This is a genomic window from Marinobacter bohaiensis (assembly GCF_003258515.1).
GTDB lineage: Bacteria > Pseudomonadota > Gammaproteobacteria > Pseudomonadales > Oleiphilaceae > Marinobacter_A > Marinobacter_A bohaiensis.
Genome location: NZ_QGEH01000001.1, coordinates 204,069 through 228,762, shown reverse-complemented (window position 1 = coordinate 228,762; position 24,694 = coordinate 204,069). Strand labels below are relative to the sequence as shown.

Below are 24,694 nucleotides of genomic sequence, written 5' to 3'. Positions count from 1 at the left end.
GGTCAGTAGAATTCGCGACTTTTCGGGCCTGGCAGGCTATGGGCATAATAGACCACTCACCGCCAATGGGTGACATTTCACCCAGACTTTCCGGGCCAATGGGTAGAAACCCACACATGGATTCGGCAAAGACATGACCTTGGCAAAGGCCAATTACCGGCCGTTCAGCCAACCCCATCCCCAAAATGCGCTGTTTTCGCTACAATACGACTCCGGTTGGCGACACCGGATCCCAAGCACCATCCCCCGAAAGCCTGTCACGGACAGCGCTGTCCCCCTGACAGACCGGATCCGGCCACAACCGGCGCGTCATCTCTTGACGCCATCCTGTACGGGCAATGAGGCCTGTCCCAGTCAAGGAATGCGACAACGTGTAGCTGTTTGCGACCTATACGTTTGGCTACTAGATTACGCGTAACGTGAACAAACCGACGGCAGTTATGGTACGAATGGGGGTGGTCCGAAGTGTAGGGAGTCTCTGAAAACGCCCTGACGTTTTCCCGCGTCGGGCAGGACGTTTTCAGCGGTTTCCTGGTACTGGGAGTTTCTGAACAGCTCCCCGGTTCACCCTGATGACTACCAGCGGATGCAGCCCACAAGGCCGCATCTGAACCATCCGTCCTGACCCACAACGACGACCTGAAGACGAAACATGACAGAATCCAAATCCAAGATTATCTATACCCTGACGGACGAAGCTCCCGCCCTGGCCACCCGCTCTCTCCTGCCGATCCTGGAGACCTTTGCCAAGCCGGCCGGCATCGACTTCGAAACCAGCGACATTTCCCTGGCGGCCCGTATCCTGGCGGCTTTCCCGGAGCGTCTGAACGACGACCAGAAAGTGCCGGACCACCTGGCCGAGCTGGGTGAATACACCAAGAACCCGCACGCCAACATCATCAAGCTGCCGAACATCAGTGCCTCTATTCCGCAGCTGCGCGCGGCGATCAAGGAGCTGAACGAGCAGGGCTTCGACGTTCCCGAGTACAAGGAACACCCGGAGACCGACGAGGAGAAGGACGTCACCGCGCGTTACGCCAAGGTCCTGGGCAGTGCCGTTAACCCGGTCCTGCGGGAAGGCAACTCCGACCGTCGCGCCCCGGCCGCGGTCAAGGCGTTCGCCCGCAAGTACCCGCACAGCATGGGCGAATGGAGCCCGGCGTCACGTACCCACGTGGCCCACATGCGCGGTGGTGACTTCTACTCCAGCGAACAGTCCCTGACCCTGGACAAGGCCACCAGCGTCAACATCGTCTTCGAGAACAAGGCCGGCAAGCAGACCGTGCTGAAGTCCGACCTGGCCCTGCAGGAAGGCGAAGTGCTCGACGGCATGTTCATGAGCTGCAAGGCGCTGCGCAAGTTCTTCGCCGACGCCATCGAGGACTGCCAGAACACCGGTGTCATGTTCTCCCTGCACGTCAAGGCGACCATGATGAAGATCTCCCACCCAATCGTGTTCGGTCACGCGGTGAAGATTTTCTACAAGGAGCTGTTCGACAAGTACGGCGACCTGTTCGACGAGATCGGCGTCAACCCGAACAACGGCCTGTCTTCCGTCGTCGAGAAGATCAAGCAGCTGCCGGAGTCCAAGCAGGAAGAAATCCAGGAAGACCTGCACGCCTGCTACGAGCACCGTCCGGAAATCGCCATGGTCGATTCCGTCAAGGGCATCACCAACCTGCACGTGCCCAGTGACGTGATCGTCGACGCTTCCATGCCGGCCATGATCCGTAACTCCGGCAAGATGTGGGCCCGCGACGGCAAGCTGAAGGACACCAAGGCGGTCATGCCGGAGTCCACCTACGCCACCATCTACCAGGAAGTGATCAACTTCTGTAAGACCCACGGCGCCTTCGACCCGACCAAGATGGGCACCGTGCCGAACGTGGGCCTGATGGCGCAGAAGGCCGAAGAGTACGGCTCCCACGACAAGACCTTCGAAATCCCCGAAGACGGCACCGTGCGCATCGTCGATGCCGACGGCACCGTCCTGACCGAGCACAACGTCGAGAAGGGCGACATCTGGCGCGCCTGCCAGACCAAGGACCTGCCGATCCGCGACTGGGTCAAGCTGGCCGTCAACCGCGCCCGCGCCACCGGCATGCCGGCGGTGTTCTGGCTGGACGATGAGCGTGCCCACGACGCGCAGCTGATCAAGAAGGTCGAGGCCTACCTCAAGGATCACGACACCGACGGCCTGGACATCCGCATCATGTCCCCGGTCCGCGCCATCCGCTGGACCATGGAGCGCCTGATCCGCGGCCTGGACACCATCTCCGTGACCGGCAACGTGCTGCGTGACTACCTGACCGACCTGTTCCCGATCCTCGAACTGGGCACCAGCGCCAAGATGCTGTCCATCGTGCCGCTGCTCAACGGCGGTGGCCTGTACGAAACCGGCGCCGGCGGTTCCGCGCCCAAGCACGTACAGCAGCTGATCGAGGAAAACCACCTGCGTTGGGATTCCCTGGGCGAGTTCCTGGCCATCGCGGTCTCCCTGGACGAGCTGGGCGAGAAGGAAGACAACGCCCGCGCCCGTCTGCTGGGCCAGACCCTGGACAAGGCCACCGAGCGCCTGCTGGAAAACAACCAGTCGCCGTCACGCAAGACCGGCGAGCTGGACAACCGCGGCAGCCACTTCCACCTGGCCCGCTACTGGGCGGAAGCTCTGTCCAAGCAGGACGAGGATCCCAAGCTGCGCGACTTCTTCGCCAGCCTGTCCAAGGAGCTGGAGTCCAACAAGGACAAGATCCTGGAAGAGATGACCGTCATCCAGGGCAATTCGGCGGACATCGGCGGCTACTACCACGCGCCGTCCGACAAGGTCTGCGCCGTGATGCAGCCGAGCGAAACGCTCAACGGCATCCTCGCCAAGGCAGGCGAAGCGGCCAAGAACTCGTAAGCGCCGTCTGAAACAGAAAGCCCGGCCGGGGAAACCCGACCGGGCTTTTTTGTGTCTGCCGTACTTCCAAATCAGGAACACTCCGTCCATGTAGCGGGAGCTTCAGCTTCCGAGCAGGCCAATGGCCTGCCCCGGTCTCCGGCCTGGCAAAAGCCCTCCGGCAGGCTTACGCCCGCTCCGAAGCTCAAGCTTCGGCTACATTAGAGCTTGCGCCTCAAGCTTATCCACACCATGCCATGCCGACACAATCCACCAGAACGGCAGCGAACTCCGTCCATGTAGCGGGAGCTTCAGCTTCCGAGCAGGCCAACGGCCTGCCCTGACCTACGGCCCGGCACAAGCCTTCCGGCAGGCTTACGCCCGCTCCGAAGCTCAAGCTTCGGCCACATTAGAACCTTCGCCTCAAGCTCATCCACACCATGCCGACACAATCCACCAGAACGGCAGTGAACTCCGTCCATGTAGCGGGCGCTTCAGCTTCCGAGCAGGCCAGCGGCCTGCCCTGACCTACGGCCCGGCACAAGCCCTCCGGCAGGCTTCCGCCGGCTCCGAAGCTCAAGCTTCGGCGACGAGGGCGCGTGGCCGTTGCCTTCCCGGAAGAAGGGCCCGACGATCTCCCAAGAACTCAGGTCCCGATCACCCCGCCATCGTCCCTGGTCACCAGCATCGTCGACGACCGGGGCCGGGTCTGGCCGTCGGAGGCCGGGAAGCTGCCGCCGGGATGCTGGATGTTGACCCACAGGGTGCGCCCGTCCGGCGTGCCAGTGACGCCGGTGACCTCGCAACCGCGCGGCCCCACCAGGAATCGCTTCACCTCGCGGGTGGCGGGATCGGCGCACAGCATCTGGTTGGTTCCCATGTTGGCGTTCTGCGCGTCGTCATCGCCATAGTCGGTCTGGATCCAGAGCCGCCCTTGCGGATCGAACCAGAGACCGTCCGGCGAGGAGAAGATGTCCCCTTTGATGGTGCCGGTCAGGTGGTCCGGGCTGCCCGCTTCAGGCCGGTCGCCGGCCAACAGGAATACCTCCCAGGTGAATTCGGTGGCGTCCAGCCGACCGCCCTGCTCGCGCCAGCGCACGATCTGGCCGTGCAGGTTGGTCGGGCGCGGGTTGGCGGCGTCCACCGGCTGGTCCGGTTTGTTGCCGCGATGCTTGTTGTTGGTCAGGGTCACGTAGACGTCTTTCGAGTGGGGGTGCACCGCCACCCATTCCGGCCGGTCCATGGGCGTCGCCCCCAGCACGTCCGCCGCCGCGCGGGCGTTGACCAGCACGTCCTGCTGGCTGAGGAAGCCGTTGCGGGCGGTCAGCCCCAGGTTACCGTGGCGCAGGGCGCGCCATTCGCCGCGGCCGTCTTCATGGAACACCGCCACGTACAAGGTACCTTCGTCGAGCAGTCGACGCTGACCCGCCGTGTCGCCCTGGCGATAGCGGCCGGCGGGCACGTACTTGTAGACGTACTCACCCCGGGTGTCGTCGCCGGAATAGACAGCCATGGTGCCGTCGTCGTCCACCGCCACCGTGGCGCACTCGCGGACCAGCCGGCCCATGGCCGTGCATTTGCGCGGCTGGCTGTCCGGATCGAACGGATCGATCTCCACCACCCAGCCGAAACGGTTGGTCTCGTTGACGTGGCCCTGGTGCGGCTGGTCGTCGTCGGGCGTGGCGTTGAAGCGGGCATCCACGCTTTCCCAGGCGTAGTACTCGCTGTTCTGGCCACTGGCCACGCCGTAGCGCTTATGACCGATGCGGTGCGCGTAATCCTCGGGGTCGCGATTGACGAAGTAATTCTTCCAGTTCTCCTCGCAGGCCAGATAGGTGCCCCAGGGCGTGGCGCCCATGGAGCAGTTGTTGAGGGTGCCGAGAATGGTCTCGCCGGCGGGATCACTGGCGGTTTTCATGGCCTCCGCGCCACGCATCGGTCCGCTGATGGCGATGGGTGTGGTGGCGGTGATGCGGCGTCCGAAGCGGGAATCGCTGACCTGCTGCCAATGGCCGTCCGCGTCGCGGCGCACCTCGATCACGCTCACGCCGTGAGCGGCCTGTTCCTTCTTCACCTCCGCTTCGGGCCGGCTGATACGACCATCGTCCGACGCGCTGGACGTAAAGCCGCCGGGATGCAGGGTCGGGTTGATGTACTCGTGGTTCATCACCAGCAGGCCGTGGTCGTTGGGCGCCTCCGGAAACGGGAAGTAGGCCATGCCGTCGTTGTTCTGGCCGGCCTGTTCGGCCTGGGCACGCCAGTCGTCGGACGCATCGGCCTTCCATGCGGTCGCGCCCTTCACCACCGGATCGCCCCAGGAGAAAAAGCGTTCGGCCCGGTAGCCGTCCGGCACCCGCACACGGTCGAAATCCGGATCCAGCATTGGTGGCAGCGGTTTGAAACCGATGTGGCCATCCGCCAGCCCCGGGAACAGGGTGTGCGCCTGGGCCGCCTCGGCGCGCGGCGCCGGCACACCGCCCAGGAAGAAAGCGCCCACCGCGGCGCCCAGGCCACCCTGCAGGAACCGGCGGCGGGAGCGGCCGATCACCTGGTCCAGACCTGGCTCGGCGCTGGTGTGGTCCGGCGTGTCGTCCACACGCTCGATGGCGTCGTGATAATCCGCGTCGGACGCGGGGTTCGAATGGATCAGGCTCATCAGGGTCTCCTTGTTCGGCTCGGGCCGACTCGCGTTAGTGGGCGGCGACGCGTTGGTCGAGGAACGTCAGCCATTGCTGCGCCGCGGATCGGGTTGAAGGGTCGTTGGCGGCCCGGGCCAGCGCCTGGCGGGCCGCCTCGAGTCGATTCGCGCGCAGGCGGGCCACGCCCAGCAGCAGGTTGGCGCGGGCCCGGTCGTCCACCTGTTCCGCCAGGGCCTGTTCGAAGGCCCCGGCGGCCTCGGCCCAGCGCAACTGGCGCAGGTAGGTGCGCCCCATCAGCATCTCGGCGGCGCCGTCGTCGGTGGATCGGGCCAGATCCTCCAACACGGCCAACGCCTGATCGTTCTCGTTGGCCTGGAACCAGGCCTGGGCCAGGTAGCGGCGGTTCTCGACGCTGGCTGCAAGCTGGCCGCGCTCGATGCCGGAGGCCATCAGCCGCGCCGCGCGCCAGGGCATGTCCTGCTGCAGGTACAAACTGGCCAGCGCCTGCCACTCTTGCGGGGCATCGAGGGCGTCCTGGCTGTGCAACGACGCCAATAGGCCCAGCTGCCGGCGCGGCTGGTCGAGCATCCCGTACAGGGTGGCGAGCGCGCGCAGGTAGTCGGTTTTGGGGTAGCGGTCGACCAACCGTTCCAGGGTGTCGGCGGCGGACGCGTAGTCCCCCAACTGCTGGTAAGCCGCGCGCAACAGGTTGAGGGATGCTTCCTCGGGTTGCTGGGCGACGGTTTTCTCCAGTTGAGCGGCGGCGTCGGCGTACGCCTCCAGCAGGTAGAGACAATGGGCACGCAGGCGCTGGAGCGGGATGTCGTCTGCCAGCACCGACGGCGGCAGCGCATCCAGCCAGTTCAGGGCCTGTTCGTAGCGCTCGAGCTGGTAAGCGAGCTGCGCCAGGTTGCGCCGGGCACTCTGGAGCAGGGCGTCGGGCAAGCCGGGGATGGCCACCAGGCGTTCGTAGCGTTTGACCGCCACGGCCGAGCGGCCCTGCCGGCTCAGGGCATAGCCCTGCAGGTTGAGGATCTGGGCCCGCTCGTAGCCGCTCAGGTCGTCCAGTCCGGCCAGGCGCTCCAGCGCGGCCATCGCCGCCGGGTACCGCGACTGGCCGACCTGGTCGCGGGCCTTTTCCAGGCCGTTGTACACCGACTCGCGCATGGCGTTTGCCTGGGCCTGGGTCGGCGTCGTCCCGAGCAGCAGCAGGAGGCCGGCGACGCAGGCCAGCCAACGGGAAGGCGTCATCTCACTGCTCCTGTATGCGAAATTCGAACTTGTTGCGCACGCCTGGCACGGCCACCGCTTCGCCGTTCACCATCCGTGGCTGGTAGCGAAACCGCCGCGCCGCGTCGATGGAAGGCGTCTCGAACAGGTAGCTGTCGCAGGCGTCCTCGACCACCACCACATCGGTCACTGTGCCCTGCGGCGTGACGGTGTAACGGACCGTACAGTCGCCCTCCACCCCGCGGTTCAGCGCCCGGCCGGGATAGACCGGCGCGATTTTGACCAGCGGCTGGAACTCCCCCGCCTGGCGCTGCCCCAGGTTGAAGCCGGAGCCGTCCACCGCGAACCGGTCGATGCCGGGTACGTCGATGGGTGGCAGCTCCGCGCGGGGCGCCGCCGGCGCGGCCATGACCGGCATCGAGGGCGTCGTGGGCGTGGGTTCGGGTTTGGGCGGTGGATCGGGTTGCTCTCGGGGCTGCGGCGCTTCCGTAGGCGGCGGCAGACGCACGAAGTCCAGCCGGCTGCCGCTACGCGGTTGGTCACCGGCGGCGCCGTCCACCGCCACCAGCAGGCGGATGCCGGACACCAGCAGCACACTGGCCAGCACACCACCGACCAGCGCCAGCAGCACGCCCGGCACGCGCGGCCCGGTGCGCAATCGCTGTTGGATGCGGGTCGCGGCGGTCATTGCCCACTCCCCTGGGTGGCCAGGGCGATATCGCTCACACCGGCCCGGCGGGTGGCGTCCATCACGCGGACCAGGGCGTCCGTGGTGGCAGCGGCGTCGGACTGGATCACGACGGTGCCACGCGGGTTCTCGGCGTGCAGCCGCGACACGTTGGCGGTCAGTGCGGCGGGGTCCACCTGGCGCTGGTCGATCCAGATGCGGTTGCTGGCGTCGATAGCCACCAGAATGGCGGCGTCCTCGCGGGACTCGGCGGTGGTGGCCTCGGGCCGGTTCACCTCGATGCCGGTCTCGCGCACGAACGAGGCGGTGACCAGGAAAAAAATCAGCAGGATGAACACCACATCCAGCATGGGGGTGACGTCGATGCCGGTATCGGCGCTGTCCTCGGCTTCGTTCCAGGCAAATCTACGCATGGGCAACGCCCTCCGGGGCGGCATGGACTGGGGGCAAATCGCCGGCGGCCAGTCGCCGGTCCAGGCGCTGGCGCCGTACACGAATCTGCCGCTGCAGCATCAACACGGTGATCAGCCCGGTCAGGCTGACGGCCATCCCCGCCAGGGTCGGCAGGGTGGCCCGGGATACACCGTCGGCCATGGCGCGGGCGTTGCCGGTGCCGGTGAACGCCAGCACGTCGAACACCACGAGCATGCCGGTGACCGTCCCCAGCAAGCCCAGCAGCGGGCAGACCGCCACCAGCGAGCGAATCATCGGGATACCGCGCTGCAGGCGCTGGTCGACGATCGACACCAGCCTCGCCCGCAGGCGGTCCCTGCCCCAGGCGTCCGCCGCCGGCAGGCTGGTCCAGAGTTGCAGCACCTGGCGCTCGAAGCGGCGATGGGGGCAGAGCAGGTAGATTGCCCGCTCCAGGATCAGCGCCCAGAGCAGCACGGTCACCAGGGCGATCACCCACATCACCGGCCCGCCCTGGTTGAGAAAGGCCGCCAGCGGCTGGATCAGCGCGGAAGACAGGTCAGGCATCATCCCTCCTGCGGCTCGGTCGCCGGCCTGGCCGGATGCGGGCGGCGCGCCGGGCCGGTCGGTGCCGCGTCGGCCGCCGGCAGCAGCTGCTCGGCGATCAGCCCCGCCGCCTGTTCCTCCAGCACCTGCCAGACCGAGCGCGAGCGCGCCGCCACCAGGGTATGCAGCAGCAGGACCGGGATCGCCACCGCCAGCCCCAGCACGGTGGTCACCAGCGCCTGGGAAATACCGCCGGCCATCATCTTGGGATCGCTGTTGCCGAACAGGGTGATCGACTGGAAGGTGAGGATCATGCCCACCACGGTTCCCAGCAGGCCCAGCAACGGCGCCACGGCGGCGATGATCTTGATAAAGCCCAGCCCGCGCTGGATGCGCGGCCGTTCCCGCAGCATGGCCTCGCCCATGGCGGTTTCCAGCACCTCCGGCGAGCGGTGGCGGTAGCGCTGCGCCGCCTGCAGGATACGGCCCAGGGGATTGTTGCCCGGCGCAGTCGGGTGGCGCGCCTGGCGCGCGACCTTCGCGCCCATCACACCCAACACCAGCAGCCGCTCCAGAGCCACCAGCAGCGCCAGTGCGCCCAGCCCCAGGATGATGTAACCGACAACGCCCCCCTGCCCGATCCGCTCGGTCACACTGGGCGACTGCAACAGCATGTCCAGCAGCTGGCCGCGGGCCGGATCCAGCGCGGCGACCACAGGCTCGCCATCCGGCCTGGCATCCGCCGCCAGCGTGGCGTACCCGCTGCCCGGCTGGCGCGCCAGGGCGTTGAGCTGACCGGTGGCCGGGGAATACTGGATGTAGTGGCCGTCGGCAAACACGTTGAAGGGGCCGGCGCGGACCACGGTCCTGTCCTCGGTCGCGCCGTCCAGGCCCACCACCGGCGCCTCGAAGCGCACCACCCGGCCGGACTCGACGATACCCCGCTGGATCTCGAACCAGAGCCGGCGGATGTCCGCCAGGGCCGGCAGACGGTTGGTGTTCTCCAGCTGCTGCGAGAAGGTCGCCAGGAAGTCGGTCCGTTCCGGGAACTGCACCTGGCTCGGGGAATCCTGGAACCGGGCACGGGCCTGGCTGGCCGCCTGGCCCAGCACGCCGAACAGCTCCTGCAGGTCGCCCAGGGTCTGTTTCAGTTCAGCGCGCTGGCTCTGCAGATCGGTGGCGTTGTCCTCGAACGCCTGCTCCAGCGACTCACTGCGCGCCCGAGCCTGTTGCAGCTCGGCCCGCAACGCCTCCAGCTGCGCCGCCTGGTCCGACTGCTCGGCCCGGAAGCGCGCCAGCCGCTGCTGGTTGAGGCGGCTGTCTTCCCGGGAGGCCTGCTGGATGGAGTCCAGCAACCCGTCCAGGGACAGGGCGTCCTCCTGCGCCAGCGCCGTGGAACCGGCGCCCAGAAGGCAGGCGCAGATCAGAATGCGGGACAGGGTTTTCATCACTCGCCCTCCTCGATGTTGAACACCGGCATGGCCAGCAGGTCCGGCGCGGTCTGTTTGCGGGCCACGCGCAGGGCGTTTTCGAAGCGTCGGTCCCAGACGCCGGCGTCCAGCGGCTGCCACTGTGCGCTGTCCGGATTCCAGGCGCCGAGAGCCTGGTGGTCAAGGCTTCTATACAGCAGCGCCACCCGGCCGAAGCGCAGGATGTCCACCTCCCGTTCGCCGCCGTCCAGGGCAATGCGGTCGCGGTAGGTTTCCAGGGTGCGGCCGTAGTCGGCTTCGGCATCGTAGGCGGCGAACACCTTGCGCAGGGTCGCGGCCAGGGCATCGTCCGGGTCTTCCAGGCTGGCGCGCAGGGCGTCGACGCGCGCCTTGCGTTCATCCAGCAGGAACGGCCGGTCCAGACCGACGAAGCGGTCCAGGCCATCAATCATGTCCGTCACCAGCGGCAGCAGGCGCTTTTCCAGGCCGGCGGAGGATTCGATGGACGCCTGGATGTCGGCCAGCTCGGCGCTCTGGCTGTCCACCTGGGTCTGCAGCAGCGTGTTGTACTGCTGCACCTGGTCCAGCTCCGCCAGCAACTGGCGGTATTCCAGCTCCATCGAGCGGGTCTGGCCGGCGACCTCGGTCACCTGGCGTTCGGCGGTCTGGTTCTGTTGCACCCGGGCCTGGGCCTGGCGGTCGACATCCGCCAGGTCGGCCGCCGGCGCACCGGCGCTGCCCAGCACCAGCAGGGCGGTAACCAGCCGGAGGGTTATGGGGTGGGATGGGCCAATGTTCACAGGCTAGCCTCCTTGTCCGGGCAACGCCGGGCCGTCATGAGCGGGCAGGCCCAGGGTGTCGCGCACCGCGCGCCAGGGCACCAGCTTGAAGTTCTGGGTGTCGGCGGGCAGCACGTTGCGACCGTCCTGCACCACCAGCAGGCCGTCACTCCAGGGGCCGCCCAGGTCGCTGGCCACCACGGTGAGGCCATCGGTCTCCGAGGCGCCGTCGATCATGGCGCCGTGGTTGGCGCCGATACGGAATACGCCCACCGGCGCAAACGGCGGTTTGGCGTCGTAGACCACGTAGCTGTTGTTGCCCTGGCTGGAAGCCACCAGGTAATCGCCGGCGTAGAGCGACAGGCCCTCCACGTCGTCGTGCAGGCGCTCGCCCACCGCATCCACCAGGGTCAGGCGGTCGTCGCCATCCGGCTCGGCGTCCAGCACCCAGATCCCGTAGCCCTCTTCGCCCACAAACAGGCGTTGCCGGTCGTCGTCGGCGACGCAGCCTTCCGGCTGGCTGTCGAGGCTGAATTCACGCACCGCCTCGCCGCCCCAGTGGTCTTCGGTCAGGTCCAGACGGTACTGGACGTAGCGGCCGGACTTGTCGTTGGCAAAGGCGTAGAGCCGGTCCGGCCCCGGCTGGTAGAGGCACAGGCCGTATATTTCCGGCAGGTCGGTGGCCAGCTCCACCACGGGAACCACGGTGCCACTGTCCCGCTCGATGGCGAACAGGCTCAGGCTGTTGCGGGTGCGGTTGCTGGCGACCGCCACGTCGGCAACCTGGCCGCGGTAGTCGACGCCGTAGCGCACGTCCACGTTGTTCACGCGACCCACCGGCAGGGATTGCCGTTCGCGCCCGTTCAGGTCGTAGACGTGCAAACCCTGGCGCTTATTGGTGCCCAGCACGCGGCTGGCGCCGGGGTCCGAAGCGTTGACCCAGACCGCCGGATCGTCGGCCGCGTCCCCGGCGTTGGGTACGGGCGCGGTCTCCACCAGCGGCGCCACCGCCGGCAGGCGTTCGACGGGCTCGGCCGACGGCGTCGGGGCGGCCAGCTCCGCGCTCCGGTAGAAACCGGTGCTGTCGTCGAGAATGGCAACCTGCGCGCGGTCGTGCGACCAACGCACGCTCAGGGTCTCCGGCGCTTCGGCACCATCGAGGGCGATGTCGCGGGTATCGCCCGTACGTAGCTGCAGACGGTCACCGGCGAGCACCAACAGGCGCCCCGGGGCCGCGGACAGCGCCACCGGTCCGCCCGCCAGAACGCCGAACGGCGTTGCCATGGCCACCGGTGTGCGTTCGATGGCCGCTTCGGGATCGGCGTCATAGCCCCAGACGCCGACGCCGGCTTCGGCCACGTAGAACCTGCCCGAACGATCGTCCACCGCGCAGCCCGCCGACTCCGGCGGAATCGGCAGACTGCGCACCGGTTGCAGGGACAGCTCCGGGCCATCCTCACGAACCCGGTACTGGTCGGCCCGGTGCAGCTCACTCAGGACGAACAGGTAAAGGTCCTGGTCCGCGTCCCGATACAGGCACAGGCCCTCCACGGGATCGTTGATCGGGGCTGGCTGGGTGACCGGCTGGAACGACAAGGCCGCGTCGTCCACGCGATAGAACAGCAGCCGGCCGTTCGCGCTGTCGAAGCTGACGAACAGCCCGCCGCGCTGGTCCAGGTACTCCGCCGCCACAGGGTGGTGATCCAGCGTGTCGGCGCCGTCGCTAAGGCGGATGCCGCTGGCCTCGCCCACGCTCAGCCAGCGCTCCGAATCCAGCGGGTAGGCCCATTCGCCGGCCAGGTCGCGGGTCTGCCAGGCCACGTTCTCCACGGTGTCGGCGCGGGTGGACGTATCCTGGCGGGTTTGGCTTTCGCATCCTGCAAGCAGCGTGACGGCGAGCAGCGAGGACGCCAGGCCGGCCAGCTGTGCTTTTCGGTTGTTGATCATGTTGTTGCCTGTGTGCGTGAAACGATCGCCCGGCCCCGCGAGGAACCGCGCCGGAACGCGGCTCCCCGGGATCGGGATCAGAAATTGGTGTAGGTCAGTCCCAGCCGGTAGGTGCGGCCGTAGGTTTCGTACTGGGCGTTGTAGTCCGAGCTGCCGGCGTAGGTGTAGTACGGCTCGTCGGTGATGTTCACCGCGTCGAACTGCACCTGCAGGTTCTCGGTCACGAAGTAGCCGGCGCTGAAATCGAGCTGGAACTGGTCGTCCTGGTAGACGTCGTAGCGGGCGTCGTCCGGGTCACTGACTTCCATCAGGTAGTCGGACTTGTAGTTGCCCGCCAGGCGCAGGCTGAGGCGGTCGTCCTCGTAGCCCAGGGTCAGGTTGCCGGTGGTGTCGGACTGGCCTGGCAGGGAGATATCACGCTCACCGGAACGGGTGTCGATGGTCGCATCGGACCGGGTCCAGGCGGCGTTGGCACCGATCAGCAGGCCGTTCCAGGGCGCGGGCAGGCGGCTGAACTTGTGGTTGATGGCCACTTCCAGGCCGCGCAGCGTGGCGTCCTCGCCGTTGCGGTAGGTGATCGCTTCGTCGAAGGCGGCGAAGTCGCCGGTACCGGCCAGGTCGCGGGTGTAGACGAAGTTCTGGATGTCCTTGTAGAAGATGTAGGCGGACACGGCGCTGTCCGGGCCGAAGTAGTGCTCGATGCCCAGGTCGATGTTGTTCGACTCCATCGGGTCCAGGTCGGGGTTGCCGAACTCGGCCTCGTCGCCGTCGATCACATAGGCCGGCGAGAGCTGCTCGAACGTGGGCCGGGCAATGGACTGGGTGAAGGCGGCGCGGACCTGGGTGCTGTCGGTCAGCTCGTAGCGGGTGTGGAAGTAGCCCAGCAGGTTGCCGTAGCTGTTCTCCACGCGGCGGTCGCTGAAGGTGCCGTCTTCCAGCCGGGTGCCGCGGGCTTCGGTGTCGGTGTGCTCGTAGCGGGCGCCGGTCAGGATGTTGAGGCCGCGGATGTTGATGCTGCCCATGAGGTAGCCGGCGTTGATGTCCTCGTCGATGCGATAGTCGTTGACCCGTGAACCTTCCTCGTCTTCGTTGCCGGCTTGCCCCTGCGCGGCGATCATCGAGCGCAGGGCGCTGGCGCCGGTGTTGGCGTTCGCGTCATCGAGATCCTCATAGACCCAGACGTTCTCGTCGTTTTCCTTTTTGCGCCGGCTGGCCTTGGCGCCGAACTTGATCCGCGCCGGGTTGTTGTCGATCGACAGGTGGCGGGTGATGTCGAACCGGGCGCTGTTCTGGCGGTCGGTGGCGTCGGATTCGGTCTGCTCGACCTCGTCCAGGGTGTAGGCATCCGCCGCGTAGAAAGACGCCGGCGCGCTAATGTCGGGCGAGACCGTACCGGTGTAACCCACGCCGCTGAAGGTGTCGTTGCCGGCAAAGGTGGCGTTGATCTCATCCGGGTTCTCTTCCGACGCTTCGCTGGCACTGGCGCTGTACTCGATGGTCCAGTCGCGCAGGTGGTGCTCGGCGCCCAGGGTGGCGGACAGGATCTCCTGGGTCTCCTCGCGGGATTTCAGTTCGCGCGCCGCCTCGGCGTCGCCGGATTCGCCCGGCGTCTGCGGCTCGTCGAACTCGACAATGTGGGCCCACCGCTCCTCGGTGTCGGAATAGCGGCTGTAGAGGGTGTGGAGGTACACCCGGTTGTCGGGATCGAGTTCGTAATCGAGGTTCAGCGCCGCGCCCAGACGCTCGCGGGTGATGTTGTAGTCCCGCTGTTCCAGTTCCTCCAGCGTCGCCGGATCCTCGTCGAAATCCCAGGCCCCGCCGGTTTCCACATTCTCGGAGCCGAACTTGCGTTTCTCCCAGCTCAGCGCCCCCGCCACGCCCAGGCGCTGGCCGTTGTCGAAGTCGAAGGTGCGACCGCCGGACACCGAGCCGCCGGGGCTGGTCTGGTCGGTCAGCTCGTTATAGCTGCCTTCCACGCTGGCCTTGAAAAAGGGACGGTCCTTGTCCAGTGCGGAGACGCTCTTGAGCTCGATGTTGCCGCCGATGGAATTGGCGTCCATGTCCGGCGTCAGAGCCTTGGTGACCACCAGCGAGGACAGCAGGTCGGATGGCAGCACATCCAGCGCCACCGCACGACGGTCGGCTTCCGGCGCCGGCAGCTGGGTGCCGTTGACGGTCACCGTGTTGAGGTCGGCACTGGTGCCGCGCACCCGCACGAAGCGCCCTTCCCCCTGATCCCGCTCCACCGACAGGCCGGGCAGGCGCTGCAGGGATTCGGACACGTTCTTGTCCGGCAGGGCGTTGATGGCGTCGGAGTTGACCACGGTTTCCAGGTTCTCCGCCTCGCGCTGCTGGTTGAGGGCGGAGCGGATGCGTGCGGCCTGGCCCACCACCGTGATGGTTTCCAGGGCGGTGGTATCACTCGCGGCGCTGGATTGCTCACTGCTGGATTGGTCACTGCTGGATTGACCACCGGACCTGGTGGCGTCGTCGGACGCCATGGTCTGGGCCGGCGCTGTCAGCGGCAGGCTGCAGGCCACGACCGCCAGCCACAGGCGGGCACGCCGGCATGACGCAACAGTCGCGGGACGGGCTGTCACAGAAGGGGAAGTCATGATCAGGTTGTCCTTGCGTTTCGGTGTCTGAACGGGCCGGCGCATCCGGCCATCGGCGTTGGAGCTGTCGGCAACGCTAGGCAGGACAGATGTCAGAACCGTGACAGCTTTTTGAACAAGGCCTAAAAATCAGCAAGTTAAGAGGCGACTCAGGCTGCCGGTGAGCTTTTTTGACCGCCTCACCGAGGTCCCGCCCGGCCATGCGTCCCCTGTATTGGCGGGCCCGTGCCCCGCTCCGCCGCCCGATCGGATACGAAAATTTCCCCGTCTGCCCCTCGGAAGAGTGAGCCAAATTGACCCCCTGCCCTGTCACGGACCTGTCATCCGCCCCTGATACAGACAGGACTACACAAACATCATGACCCCTTCAGGAGATTGCGATGGCACCCCGGAACCTGCGACTGCACGGTCCCAAACTGGTGGCCCTGGGCCTGGTCGCCAACCTGTCGCTGGTGGCCTGCCTGGCGCTGGGCGACACCAAGACCTGGGCCGAGATCCAGTGGCTGGACGTGTTCGGCGAGGGCGGCGGCGCGCTGATGGTGCTGGCCTGGCTGGTGATGGTGCTGGGCAGCCGGCCCGCCGGCCGGGTCAGCAATCTGATGTTCGCTGGCATCGCCTTCATCTTTCTCGCCATGTGGCAGGACGCGCTGGATGAATTCATCCGCATGCCCCCCGGCCAGTGGTGGGATACCTGGCTGGAGTCCGCCTCTTTGCCCATCGGCATGGCGCTGCTGACCCTGGGGCTGTTCCACTGGCATCGGGAGCAACTGGTGATCAGCGAGCAGCTGCGCAAACGCGAGCGCCACTTTCGCGAGCACAAGGAAGTGGACCGGCTGACCCAACTGGCCAGCGTGGGTTACCTGCGCCGCCAGTTGGGTCAGGAGCTGGGCCGGGCACGGGAAGCCGGTACGCCGGTGTGCCTGCTGATGGTGGACATCGACCGTTTCGACGACCTCAACCGCCGCTTCGGCACCCGGGAAGGCGACCGGCTGCTGCAGGCCATGGCACAGCTGATCGTGATGAACATCCGCCAGACCGACCTGGTATGCCGCTATGCCGGCGACCGGTTTGCCGTACTGCTACCCAACACCGGCGAGGTGCTGGCGCGGATCCTGGCCCGCCAGATCGAGGCGGCGGCGAGCCATTTCGCCTACAAGACCAGCCTGGAGGGCGAGACCGCCTATCACACCGTCAGCGTCGGCACCGCGCTGGCGCTGAACGCCTCACCCCAGGACCTTCTGGAACGGGCCAACCGCGACCTGGCCTGGGCCAAGTCGGACAAGGCCCCGGACCGGGTCGCATGAGCCGCACCCCGTCCCAGGCCGCGGTCGAGACACGCTGGTACGATGCCGACAGCCGGTTTATCGCCGCCCATCACCAGCCCGCGTTGCTGATCGAGCTGGCCCAGGACCGCGGCGCCCGCAGCCACAAGCTGCTGCGTCACACCGGCCTGTTCCTGGACGACCTGTACCGCGGCCAGGCCTGTATCAGCCCGGCCCAGTCCCTGCGTCTGATCGACAACGCGCGGCAGATGGAGCGTGGCCAGGAACTGGGATTCCTCTGGGGAAGCCGCCTGTTTCCGGGCCATTACGGCGCAATCAGCACCCTGCTGCAGCAGGCCGGGAGCCTGGCGGACATGCTCGCAGTGATTCGCCGCTACCAGCCGCTGCTGTTTCCCTGGCTGGTGCCGCAGGTGGTGGAGGACGAACGCTGGTGCTACCTGGTCTGGCTGGACCCCATCGGCACCGGCGCGTTGCGCCCGTTCCTGACCGAAACCGCCATGAGCGCGGTCGCCTCGGTCAGCGCCTGGCTGGCCGGCCGCAAGCTGCCCTGGCGCTACCTGTTCCACGGCAAGGCCCCGGCCCACCGGGCCCAGTACGACGTCTATTTCGGCGAACACCTGCGCTTCAGCGCGGCCGTGGACGTGATGCTGATCGAACGCCAGTGGCTGCACCAGCGCTGGCGCCCCGGTTCCGAGATGATCACCACCGTGGCCCGCGGCGAGGCGGATACGCTGCTGGCTGAGCTGGGTGCCAGACGCGGTTTCCTGGAAGTGGTCTATCGCCATCTCTACCAGAACCTGTCGCGGCCGCTCAGCCTGGAGCAGGTCGCCGGTCATTTCGGCATGAGTCCGGCCACCTTCAAACGCAAACTCAAGCACCACCAGTGCAGCTTCCAGCGTCTGCTCGACGAAGCCCGCCTGCACGCCAGCCTGTACCTGTTCCACATCAAGGCCTGGAGCAATGAGCAGGTGGCGGACTACCTCAACTGCAATGACCCCACCAACTTCCGGCGCGCCTTCAAGCGCTGGACCGGCAGTACCCCCAGCGACTACCGCGGCCAGATCCTGACGCCCTGACCCCGGCCGTGAACCAGGGCTCCAAGCGTCCTTTGTCGCCCACCCGGGACGTTGCGTCGGGGACGACCTGCCGCCGCATCAGGCCGTCCGGAATCGACGACACAGCCCGGATTGCGACACATCCACTCCAACGGGCAAAATGGAGGGAGAATCGTTACGCGGAACCACGCATGCGCTTGCACCGGGCAACTTTCACGGCACTGATCATTACCCTGCTCCTTACCCTGACGGCCCACGCCGACAGCTCGTTCCGCCCCGCGATCCTTTTCAACTCCGACGTAGTGCAGGACAACGCCTTTAACCAGCAATTGCTGGAAGGCGTGCAGACCTACGCTGAACGCAAGGGCATCGACTACGCTTACAAAGCCTCCGCCAACCCGCGACAGTACCACCGCTACCTGGATACGCTGATCCGCGGCGGCCGCAACCCCATTCTGGCCCCCGGCGCCGCCACCGCACGTATCGTCCGTGCCGCCGCCGAGGCCCATCCGGACACCACCTTCATCACCATCGACTACTCGCTGGACCTCCCCAACGTGCGCTCGATCCTGTTCCGCGAACGGGAAGCCGCCTACCTGGCCGGGGTCCTCGCCGCCTATCGCACCGAAAGCCAGGTGCTGGGTTTCGTCGGCGGCATGAAAATCCCTGCCATCGAGGATTTCCGGGAGGGGTTCTTTGCCGGCGCCCAATCGGTCAATCCGGTGATCCGAACCCGCACGCTGTACCTGTCGGACAACAGTGCGCGCCCCTTCGACGACGCCGACGCCGGCTACCAGGCCGGCCGGAAACTACTCGCCGACCAGGCCGACATCGTCTTCTCCGCCGCCGGCAGTAGCGGCGAAGGCACTCTGCGCGCTCTGGCGGAAGCCGGTGCCCTGGGCATCGGAGTGGACAGCAACCAGAATGACGTGGCCCCCGGTCATGTACTGACCTCGGTGCTCAAGAAGCTGGACCGGGCGGTCTACGTGGCGCTGGTGAGCGAGCGCTGGGGGCTGTGGCGCAATCGCGTCAAGCATCTGGGACTGGCCCAGGACGGCGTCGGCCTGGCCATGGACGAGCACAATGCACCGCTGATCACCCGCGCCATGCACGACGCGGTGGACCAGGTGCGCAACGACATCCTGGCCGGCCGGCTGATCGTCAGCGACAGCGACGGCAGCGCCATCGCCACCGAACGCCGCCCCCTCAGCATCCGCGTGCTGCTGCCCGATACCCCACAGTGGCCCTACATCACCAACGCCCCCCAAACCGGCGGCGACAACCGACCCGGACTGGTCATCGACGCCCTCAACCTGGCCAGCCAGGAACTGGGTGTGCCCTTCCACTACGAGCGCCAGCCCCTGCGCCGCGGAATCTACAGCCTGGGCCGCAACGAGGCCGACGCCCTGCTGGTCAAATCAATCAGCCCGGAGCTGGACAACATCGCCGTCTATCCGGTGGAGGACGGCCGGCCGGATCCTTCCCGTGCGCTCATGCATTGGGACCTGGCCGTCTATCGCCGGGCCGACAGTCCAACCGGCGTCGATTACCGCCTGATGCCCATCGCGGTCCCGCTGGGCACGCGCATCGCCGAGGACCTGGCGCGCAAGGGCGTCGACCTGTCACACAACGACAACCTGCGCAGCCGCCTGGGGATGCTGGAACGGGCCCGGGTCAACACGGTGGTCGCCGATCCACTGCACGCCGACTACCTGATTGGCCGTTCACCCCGGTTGCGCAACACCATCGTCAAGACGGCGGATGCGATCGGCGAGGAAGCCAGCTACCTGCTGTTGAGCCGGGATTTCTACCGCACCTACCCGCGCTTCAGCGAGGAACTCTGGAATCAGTTGTCCCAGGTGCGCGAGTCCGTGGCGCTGTGGGACCAGGCCGATCGCTACTTCGAGGGTCCGGGCGTTGAGACGGGTAACAACGGGGTTGAGAAAGCGAAGGTCGATGAGGCGAAAGCCGATAACCGACCACCGGGAGCGGCATGGACCCAGTGATCGACGCCAGGGTCTATACTCCCGGTTAGCCATCGGAGGCTCCGCCGGATAGCACGGCCCAACATCAGGGAGGAAGCAACCATGGACGACGACACGTTCGATGCATCCGAATCCCGCAGCACCCGCGATTTCGAGGAAAAAAGCAGCCTGGCGCGCAAGCTGGAGCATCTGCAGCAGCAATTCCGCGCCCATCTCCCGGCCCGGATCGATGCCATTGTCGCCGCCATCCATCGCATACAGGGCACGGAGCAAGACCCCGGCGCGCAGGCGGCGGCCCGCCGGGCCGGCGACGGCCTGCATAACCTGATCGGCGCCGCCAGCACCTACGGATACCGGGAAGTGGGTCGTACCGCCGAAGCGATGGCCCGGCTACTCCGGCGCCAGGCGCTGGAAACGGCGCCAAGCGACAGCATCGAGTGGCGCGAACTCCGGTTCCTCGCGGATCACCTGACCACCTTGCGCGATCAGCCGCCAGACCAGATGCTGATCTCGGTCCTGCCGCCGGAGGCGCCCCCGCAGACGCGCCACATCCATATCGTCGATGACGATCCCCAGCAGACGGCTCTCATCGCGCACTGGCTGACGGAGGCGGGCTACCGCACCGAAACCTTCCATTCCATCGCCGTCTACGCGGACCTGTTCCCCGGCCTGACACGACCCGACGCCATTATCATGGACATGCGCTTCGACGGCGCCACCTACGCCGGGGCCGAATACCTGAAACGGCTCAAGCGTCACTGGACCCACGCCATCCCCATCCTCTTCGTATCGGTGATGGATACCCTGGAAGCCCGCCTGCGGGCCCTGCGCGCCGGTGCGGCGCGCTACCTGACCAAACCGGTGGAGCGGGAGACGCTGTTGCGGCTGCTGGAGCCGTTCAGCAACCCCGATAGCGACACACCGCTGCGGGTCCTGCTGGTGGACGATGACGTGGATCTATTGGCGGCGGCCGCCGCCAGCCTGCGCGTGGCCGGACTGGAGGTGCGGGAAATCGCCAGCCCCCTGGATGCCTTTGACGGCCTCGACGGCTTCCGGCCCGACGTGATCGTGCTGGACGTGATGATGCCGGACGTGTCCGGCCCGGAACTGGCAAGCATCATTCGCGAGAAGGAGGCCTTCCAGTTCACACCCATGGTGTTCATCTCGGGTGAGATCCAGCACTGGCGGGAACTGGAAGCGGCGAGCCTGCTGACCGAGCTGTTCCTGATCAAGCCGGTGCCGCCGCAACAGCTGACCCTGACCGTTCAGGCCCTGGGCCATAAGGCCCGGCGCCGGGCCCGGTTGCAGTCGGCGCGTTCGTAACCGGTTACCAGGGCAGTTCTTCGCCGTTGCTGTGCCAGAAGGAGCCGGTGTTGTCGAGATTCAGGGCCTCGATGCGGGTGGCCAGCCCGAGCGCCGATTCGGCCGGTGTGATCAGGCCACCGAAGTTGACCATGCGGGTCTTCACGAAGCCCGGATGCAGCTGGGCGACGGCGATTCCGCGAGGTTTGAGGTCCATGGCCAGGGAACGGCCAAAGGCGTTGAGAGCCGCCTTGGAGGCACGGTACCCGTAGCGGCCACCGGAGTCGTTGTCGGCGATCGAGCCCATGCGGCTGGTGATGTTGGCGATCTTGGCGCCCTCGCGCAGATAGGGCAGCAAAGCCTCGGTGACCCGCAGCGGCGCGTAGGCGTTGATTTCCATCTGGGCGCGGATCGAGTCGAAGTCGATGTCGCCCAGCACTTCATCGTGCAGCAGGCCGGCGTTGTTGATCAGCAGGTCCAGGCCGTCGGTCTGGCTGACCGCCGACACCAGCCGCTCAATGCCCGCCGCCTGGGTCACGTCCACGCCGTCGATGACCTGCTCGGCCACCGCGGCCAGCTCCTCAGACGACTGCCGGCAAACGCCAATCACGGCCCATTCCTGGCGGGCATAATGGCGCGCCAGTTCCAGTCCGACACCTCGGTTGGCTCCGGTAATCAGTACCCGTTCCATCTGTCTCTCCTGATCGTTATCCGCTGAACCTGATTGGCGGATCAATGCATAAGGCGTAACACGCTGCGCGAGACCCTATAACAGCGACGTCCCCCGCGACAAATACCCAGTCAGCCCATAACTGGATCCTCAGGAAGCGGTAATCGCCAGTTCAGGCGGTTGCTCCGGTGCTTTGCCCTGCCGCTCGGACTGCCACTGGTCGCGCACCAGGCGGGCGAACACCTCCAGTTCCGGCAGGTCGTGATGGCGGTCGCAGCGCATCACCAGGTACAGCGGAACCCGTGCATTGGTCTCCGAATAGAGCGTGACTTCGCCGCGGCAAGCCGCCATCTGGGCCAGGTTGATTTCCACCAGCCCCAACCCAAGCCCCGCCTTCACCATGGCGATGGTGGAATACTCGTCGTCCGAGGTGGCCACCACGTTGGCGCCGGCATAATGGTGCCCCAGGGTCTGGCGCATGAGGTTGATGTAGGGGCATTGCTCGGTGGGCGAGATCCACGGACGGCGGGCCAGCTCGCTGACGTCGGTGGGCAGCGGTCCCTGGTCGCCACAGGGCGGACCGATGGTGACGATGGTCACATGGCCCAGCTCCATGCGCAGCAGGTCGGGGTGGTCGCGACCGCTGAACACGAACCCGGCGTCCAGTTCCCCGGCCAGCACGGCGCGCTGGTTATCCGGTGAGGTGCCGGAGCGGATCACCAGCGACACGTCCGGCAACGCCTTGGCGGTGGCGTCCATCAGGGGTTCGAAGCGCAGCAGCTCGGGCAGCGCGTTGAGACCGAACAGCAACTGGGTGCGCGCCCGGCCGGCGATGGCCTTGGCGGTGGTCTCGAATTCCGCCAGATTGCCCAGGATACGATTGGCCAGGGGCAATAGGCGGCAGCCGGCGTCGGTCAGCAGCATGCCCTTGCTGGTGCGTTCGAACAGTTGCAGCTCGAGCGCGTCCTCCAGTTGCTTGAGCTGGGCGCTGACCGCCGCCGGCGTGGAAAAGCGCCGTTCCGCCGCCCGCGTCAGGTTCTTTTCCTCCGCAATCAACGCAAAGGAACGGAGTTTGTCGATCTGTATGTGCATCTCGCCCTCCCTTCCAGCCGGTTCTCCTTCCGACTGCTCCCGGCAGAATAGCAGGGTGCGACACCGGCGTCTGCCGCGCCGCCCTTCCCCACGTTCAGGATTTCTTAACGCCGCGTGAAGAATTAATAGATTCCGCCCCGCACGCTCAGTGCCTAGCATCAAAGGACGTTGACCAGCGCGGCACCGCCGACGCTTACAGGGAGGAACTGCCATGTCCACCATGATCCTGAACACCCATCGCCGTTCGCTGCGGGGTTTCGATCCCGCCCGCCTGACCCTGGTCCGCCGCTGGCGCATCTGGCGCCGCCGCGCCGCCAACCGGCGCGCCCTGCGTGACGAATTCGGCCGCGCCACACCGGCCTGGCTGGCACACATGGAACGGGATATCGGCCTCGAACCCGGTAGCCTGCAGCGCGAAATGAACAAGCCGTTCTGGCAGGAATGATCCCCGGCCTGTCGCGGGGCCCAACGGCCCCGTTTGGGGTGAGCTGCGCCGGCTCACCCCTTTTTTTGTGCGGGACTTTTATTCAGGGGCATGGTGTACGCGGGCATGTCTCCAACAGACATTCAGTGCCCGGAAGGCCTGTTCAGAAAGCGGTTTGACGGGTAACACAAGACGGAGAGCACGCTGACGGCGGCGGAGGATCCCGCCTGCTCGTTTGCGGGACCCTTCGGATATGGCCACCGGTCAGCTCAAGCGGGAAGCGAATGCGTGTGCTTGCCGAACAACGCCAGGGATGGCCGTTAGTAGCCGCATCGACAAGATCACCCATTCGCTTCCGATCACCGCCACAGCCCAGTCACGCGGACGGCACGCGCTTCAGCGCGGGCTGCGGCGCGGTGGCCGTCCGGCGGCGACGCTGGAGAAGGCTGCGCAGGAACTGCGCGCGGGCCCGGCGGGTGGGGTCCGCCGCGGTGCCCTGGGTGTGGATCAGTTGCTCGAGTTGGTGGGTGCGATTCGGTTTCATGGCAAACCTCCCGATGACGACGGTGTTGGATACTGGCTCAACACCATGACAACGCAGTTGCCCTGTCCCGATCCATCGAAAGGTTTTTGACGTCGGCGTTCAGCAAAACTGAACGCCCGCATCTGGCGCCTCAGGCCGGGTCGTTTTCGGGGAGTACGGCGCCCTGCAGTTGCTGCCTCTGGCGGTAGCGCCAGCCCACCACCGCCGCACCGGACAGGTACATCACCAGGGAGTACACGGCCGCCGGAACCGCCATCTGGGCATTCCCGAGAAAGGTGGTGGCCACCAGGATCGCCAGGGTGGAATTCTGGATGCCAATTTCGAGGGTGATGGAGGTGGACTGGTCGGCATTGAGACGGAAAGCCCGGGCCAGACCGAATCCGATCCCCATCATGCCCGCATTGAGCACCAGCGTCGCCAGCCCGGTATCCGCCACCTGGGTGATCATGGTTTCGCCCTGCTGGGCCACGATCACCACGATCAGGAACACCAGGAACAACGCGCCGAACACGTTCACCTTGGGCTCCAGCCAGGCGGCCACGCGCTCGGCCCGGGCGCGCACCCCCATACCCAGCATGACCGGCAGCAGAGTGATCAGGAACAGGGCGCCCATCATCGTGCTGACCGGCACCTCCACCTGAGTCCGGGCGTCGGCAAAGGCGACAAACGCCAGGCCGGTAATCAGTGGAATCGTGACCAGTGTGAGCAGGCTGCTGATGGCGGTGAGGCTGACCGACAGCGCCAGGTCGCCCCGCGCCAGATAGGTGACCAGATTGGAGGTGGTGCCGCCGGGACAGGCCGCCAGCAGCACCAAACCGATGGCCAGTGCCGGCGTCGGCAGCAGCCAGGCGGCCACGGCAAACCCCATCAGAGGTAAAAGCAGCATCTGGCCGACGCTGCCCAGCAGGACGGCACGGGGAAAACGGGCCACGCGGGTAAAATCCGCCACCCGGAGCGACAACCCCATGCCGAACATGATGACAAACAGACTCAGGGGAAGAATCACCTGCGAGAACACGGAACTGGTCATGATCGGAACACCTGAATGATTGTTGTTATTCGTCCACCGCAGCGGCGATTATGGACAGCCTACCAGCCGGCCAGACGGCTAAACTGTCAACGCGTTGACGTTTGTCCACGAAACAGTCGCGTCACAAAAGGCGTGCTAAGCTG

19 protein-coding genes are annotated in these 24,694 nt (G+C 66.4%); 7 read left to right on the top strand and 12 right to left on the bottom strand.

The window, feature by feature from the left end; all coding sequences use genetic code 11:
* Window positions 1-652: 652 nt before the first annotated feature.
* The gene (locus tag DKK67_RS00990; RefSeq protein ID WP_111493526.1) at window positions 653-2,902 is read left to right on the top strand and encodes an NADP-dependent isocitrate dehydrogenase; all 2,250 of its coding nucleotides are present in this window, start codon (window positions 653-655) and stop codon (window positions 2,900-2,902) included.
* A 625-nt stretch (window positions 2,903-3,527) separates the two neighbouring features.
* Here the strand turns inward: DKK67_RS00990 and DKK67_RS00985 are convergent.
* The 9 genes from DKK67_RS00985 to DKK67_RS00945 form a co-directional block, all read right to left on the bottom strand.
* Window positions 3,528-5,537, bottom strand: coding sequence for a PhoX family protein (locus DKK67_RS00985; RefSeq protein ID WP_111493524.1), 2,010 nt, complete (start codon window positions 5,535-5,537; stop codon window positions 3,528-3,530).
* Window positions 5,538-5,571: 34 nt separating this feature from the next.
* Entirely contained in the window at window positions 5,572-6,771 is a 1,200-nt protein-coding gene (locus DKK67_RS00980; RefSeq protein WP_111493522.1) for a tetratricopeptide repeat protein, read from the bottom strand.
* A gap of 1 nt (window position 6,772) precedes the next feature.
* A complete protein-coding gene (locus DKK67_RS00975; RefSeq protein ID WP_111493520.1) occupies window positions 6,773-7,438 on the bottom strand; it encodes a TonB family protein in 666 nt (221 codons plus the stop codon).
* Window positions 7,435-7,851 (bottom strand): ExbD/TolR family protein, encoded by a 417-nt coding sequence (locus DKK67_RS00970; RefSeq protein WP_111493518.1) that lies wholly within the window; start codon window positions 7,849-7,851, stop codon window positions 7,435-7,437. Before DKK67_RS00970 ends, DKK67_RS00975 begins: the two co-directional genes overlap by 4 nt.
* Window positions 7,844-8,416: a MotA/TolQ/ExbB proton channel family protein gene (locus tag DKK67_RS00965; RefSeq protein WP_162628704.1), complete on the bottom strand. Its 573-nt coding sequence runs from the start codon at window positions 8,414-8,416 to the stop codon at window positions 7,844-7,846. The genes DKK67_RS00970 and DKK67_RS00965 overlap by 8 nt, the downstream gene beginning before the upstream one ends.
* Complete coding sequence (locus DKK67_RS00960) at window positions 8,416-9,843, bottom strand: MotA/TolQ/ExbB proton channel family protein (RefSeq protein ID WP_111493514.1); 1,428 nt, start codon at window positions 9,841-9,843, stop codon at window positions 8,416-8,418. Before DKK67_RS00960 ends, DKK67_RS00965 begins: the two co-directional genes overlap by 1 nt.
* Window positions 9,843-10,625 (bottom strand): DUF3450 domain-containing protein, encoded by a 783-nt coding sequence (locus DKK67_RS00955; RefSeq protein WP_111493512.1) that lies wholly within the window; start codon window positions 10,623-10,625, stop codon window positions 9,843-9,845. Before DKK67_RS00955 ends, DKK67_RS00960 begins: the two co-directional genes overlap by 1 nt.
* A gap of 3 nt (window positions 10,626-10,628) precedes the next feature.
* Window positions 10,629-12,551: a phytase gene (locus tag DKK67_RS00950; RefSeq protein ID WP_111493510.1), complete on the bottom strand. Its 1,923-nt coding sequence runs from the start codon at window positions 12,549-12,551 to the stop codon at window positions 10,629-10,631.
* Window positions 12,552-12,628: 77 nt separating this feature from the next.
* On the bottom strand, window positions 12,629-15,166 hold the full coding sequence (locus DKK67_RS00945; RefSeq protein ID WP_204355696.1) for a TonB-dependent receptor: 2,538 nt from the start codon (window positions 15,164-15,166) through the stop codon (window positions 12,629-12,631).
* A 380-nt stretch (window positions 15,167-15,546) separates the two neighbouring features.
* Between DKK67_RS00945 and DKK67_RS00940 the strand changes: the two genes are divergently transcribed.
* The 4 genes from DKK67_RS00940 (at window position 15,547) to DKK67_RS00925 (ending at window position 20,812) form a co-directional block, all read left to right on the top strand.
* Window positions 15,547-16,470 carry a GGDEF domain-containing protein gene (locus tag DKK67_RS00940; protein WP_111493508.1) on the top strand — a complete coding sequence of 308 codons (924 nt, stop codon included), beginning with the start codon at window positions 15,547-15,549 and terminating at the stop codon, window positions 16,468-16,470.
* Window positions 16,467-17,525 (top strand): AraC family transcriptional regulator, encoded by a 1,059-nt coding sequence (locus DKK67_RS00935; protein ID WP_111493506.1) that lies wholly within the window; start codon window positions 16,467-16,469, stop codon window positions 17,523-17,525. The genes DKK67_RS00940 and DKK67_RS00935 overlap by 4 nt, the downstream gene beginning before the upstream one ends.
* Window positions 17,526-17,695: 170 nt before the next feature.
* On the top strand, window positions 17,696-19,510 hold the full coding sequence (locus tag DKK67_RS00930) for a BMP family ABC transporter substrate-binding protein (protein WP_111493504.1): 1,815 nt from the start codon (window positions 17,696-17,698) through the stop codon (window positions 19,508-19,510).
* Between the two features lie 81 nt (window positions 19,511-19,591).
* Complete coding sequence (locus DKK67_RS00925) at window positions 19,592-20,812, top strand: response regulator (protein ID WP_111493502.1); 1,221 nt, start codon at window positions 19,592-19,594, stop codon at window positions 20,810-20,812.
* 4 nt (window positions 20,813-20,816) lie between these two features.
* Here DKK67_RS00925 and DKK67_RS00920 read toward each other — a convergent pair whose 3' ends face one another.
* Both DKK67_RS00920 and DKK67_RS00915 read right to left on the bottom strand, forming a co-directional pair.
* Window positions 20,817-21,482 carry an SDR family oxidoreductase gene (locus DKK67_RS00920; RefSeq protein WP_111493500.1) on the bottom strand — a complete coding sequence of 222 codons (666 nt, stop codon included), beginning with the start codon at window positions 21,480-21,482 and terminating at the stop codon, window positions 20,817-20,819.
* 129 nt (window positions 21,483-21,611) lie between these two features.
* The gene (locus tag DKK67_RS00915) at window positions 21,612-22,553 is read right to left on the bottom strand and encodes a LysR family transcriptional regulator (RefSeq protein WP_162628703.1); all 942 of its coding nucleotides are present in this window, start codon (window positions 22,551-22,553) and stop codon (window positions 21,612-21,614) included.
* Between the two features lie 211 nt (window positions 22,554-22,764).
* Between DKK67_RS00915 and DKK67_RS21480 the strand changes: the two genes are divergently transcribed.
* Window positions 22,765-22,998, top strand: a complete 234-nt coding sequence (locus DKK67_RS21480; RefSeq protein ID WP_162628702.1) for a hypothetical protein — start codon at window positions 22,765-22,767, stop codon at window positions 22,996-22,998.
* Window positions 22,999-23,230: 232 nt separating this feature from the next.
* Window positions 23,231-23,611, top strand: coding sequence for a hypothetical protein (locus DKK67_RS21475; protein ID WP_162628701.1), 381 nt, complete (start codon window positions 23,231-23,233; stop codon window positions 23,609-23,611).
* 40 nt (window positions 23,612-23,651) lie between these two features.
* On the opposite strand, the gene DKK67_RS00910 is transcribed toward DKK67_RS21475, so the two are convergent.
* Window positions 23,652-24,551, bottom strand: a complete 900-nt coding sequence (locus tag DKK67_RS00910) for a bile acid:sodium symporter family protein (RefSeq protein ID WP_111493496.1) — start codon at window positions 24,549-24,551, stop codon at window positions 23,652-23,654.
* Window positions 24,552-24,694: the final 143 nt, after the last annotated feature.